This is a genomic window from Robiginitalea sp. (assembly GCF_049588695.1).
GTDB lineage: Bacteria > Bacteroidota > Bacteroidia > Flavobacteriales > Flavobacteriaceae > Robiginitalea.
The window spans coordinates 1-2,603 of sequence record NZ_JBAVZJ010000432.1; the positions used below are offsets into that span (position 1 = coordinate 1).

Annotated in this window: 2 protein-coding genes; one reads left to right on the forward strand and one right to left on the reverse strand. The window is 48.6% G+C overall.

Annotated features, from left to right (window positions below; genetic code table 11):
• Positions 1-1,802: tetratricopeptide repeat protein (locus WBV75_RS10305; protein ID WP_424120529.1), on the reverse strand; the 1,802-nt coding region annotated here is incomplete at its 3' end.
• Positions 1,803-1,948: 146 nt separating this feature from the next.
• Between WBV75_RS10305 and WBV75_RS10310 the strand changes: the two genes are divergently transcribed.
• Positions 1,949-2,603 (forward strand): cell division ATP-binding protein FtsE (locus WBV75_RS10310; protein ID WP_424120530.1); only part of this gene is annotated, 655 nt, incomplete at its 3' end.

The following is a 2,603-nucleotide window of genomic DNA, read 5'->3' on the forward strand; positions in this document are numbered from 1 at the left end:
GTACTGATCAGGGTAGTGAGCGCAGACTGCTTCTCCCCTTCCCGACCCAGGAAACCAAGTGAAAGCGCTTTCTGAAAATCGGCATAGTCGGCATCCGGGCTACCGGAACGCTGGGCCTGGTCGTAGGCAGCTATAGCCTGGCTATAGGAACTGCTGACAAAATAACTATCCCCCAGTCGCAGTAACGCATCGGTCTTTTGAGCCCCTGCAGGACTCCCCTGTGTAAATCTCTCAAAGTAGCGGGCTGCATTTCCGTAATCCTTTAGCTGAAAATAAGTGTAACCCATTTGATACTCCAGGCCCTTATAGACCTCCAGTCCCCTGGACGCCGACAACTTTCCGAACTCCGTGTAATCCGTCAATGCCTGGTCAAAACCCTCGATTTCAAAGGCAGCTTCCGCTTTCCAGTACCGCGCCCGGGCTTCGAACATCGGATCCGTTGCCCGGTTCAGGGATTTTTCAAAAAGGTTGTAGGCCTCAGCATATTTTTCTTCCGTAAACAACTCTACTCCCCTGTAAAAGGCTACTTTTTGATACGTCTCCGGGCTTGCAAAGGACTCTTTCTCCTCCAAAAGTGCCAGTGCCCCTTCAAAGTCCTTATTGGTCAGATAGGAGTCTACGAGTAACTCTTTCAGTTCGGCTTCGTTCGGATCTCCCGGATACCGCTGGAGATACCCCTGCAATACTTCAGAAACGGATTCATACGCATTGCCCTCTTCGTAGCTCAGACGGGCGTAATTCAGGTATGCATCTTTTTGGATTTCCGGATCGAATTCCATTTGGGAAGCGTTGCGAAAGGCATTGAGCGCCTCGGGCTTCTTATCGAGATTCAGATAGCACTCTGCCAAATGGTAATAGGCGTTCTGCGCCACATAATCTGCCCCATCGACGATTTTGTTAAACTGGCCTATGGCATTGGCATAATCTCCCTGCTTATAGTAGGCGTAGCCGAGCTGGTAAAAATCCGTATTACTCCATTTGCCACCCTTTCCCTGGTATTGCTCCAAATAGGGGACAGCGGCCTCGTATTGTTCCAGGTTGAAATAACTCTCCCCTATAATTTTATTGAGTTCGGAGGCTTCACGGCGGTTCGCTTTGGCCAATTGTTGCTCCGCCTGGGCGATGGCTTCATTAAAATTGCCGAGTTTAAAATTCATATCGGCCTGGTAATAGGAGAGCTTTTCCTGTAAAACTTCCTGATCCGCGATCTGATCGAAACGCTGGTTCGCCTCCTGGTAATCATCTTGCTGATAGGCGATATACCCGAGATAATACTTGGCCTGGGGCCCGTATTGAGGAGAATTGCTCACCCGCTGAAAATAGGGCTCTGCCAGGTCGGGTTTGTTCGAATTAAACAGGGCATACCCTTTTCGAAAGTCAAATCGCTCCTTTTCACTCCGGTTCAGGGAACCGGCATCGGCCTTTTCATACCATTTCAGGGCATACGGGTATCGGCCATTTTCAAAATAGTAATCCCCCACATCCATAAAGGCTGAATTCCTTTTGGTGGACGTAGGGTATTTTTCAACAAAGTCCTCCATGAGCCGGTCCGCCCCGAGTTGATTCAGGCGGACCGCTGCATTGGCGATATAGTAAGCACTATTGGCACGGGTTTGTTCATCTGAACTCGTTGCCAATACAGATTCAAAAAGGGTCTGAGCTGCCTGGTACTGTTTGTTGCGATATAAAGTGTAGGCCTGCTGATAGGGCGATTCATCATGCGTAAACACAGCGGTTTCCTGGGCAAAGCCAAAGGCAGTGATCAGGAGCATAACCAGCAGGGCGCTATAAGGTTTTTCCATAGTGTTCTCTTGGGATAACCAAATTTCCATTAATAACGGTGATTCCACAATACAAGTATGTGGGAAAAAATGAAATAAAGGAATTTTGCCTTGGATTGCTGTTCTATCCCATGGAACTTTTTACTTTTATATCAACATTCAAGACCATGACCGAACCCGTACTCTCCCTTAAAGATGTTGCCGTTTTCCAACAGGACAATATGGTCCTGAACGATATTAGCCTGGAGGTGAAACCCGGGGAATTTGTTTACCTGATCGGTAAAACCGGAAGCGGGAAGAGCAGCTTTATGAAAACGCTTTACGCGGACCTGCCGCTCAAAGAGGGCCACGGGCGCATTGTCGGGTTTAACCTGAAAACCCTGCCCGAAAAAGACATCCCGCATTTAAGGCGTAAGCTGGGGATTGTTTTTCAGGATTTCAAACTATTGCCGGACCGGAACATACACAACAACCTGCAATTTGTCCTTAAGGCCACGGGATGGAAAGATTCCGGGAAAATGACCTCGCGGATTGAAGAGGTCCTGGATAAAGTAGGGATGAAAACCAAAGGCTTTAAATTTCCCCATGAGCTCTCAGGGGGCGAGCAACAGCGTATTGCCATTGCCCGGGCACTGCTCAATGATCCGGAACTCATCCTGGCCGATGAACCCACCGGGAACCTCGATCCACAAACCAGTGTGGAAGTAATGAAGGTATTGCAGGAGATCAATAAAACGGGACGAACCATCCTCATGGCTACCCACGACTATGCCCTCATTCTCAAATACCCCTCCAAAACACTCAAGTGTGATGGTAATAAGG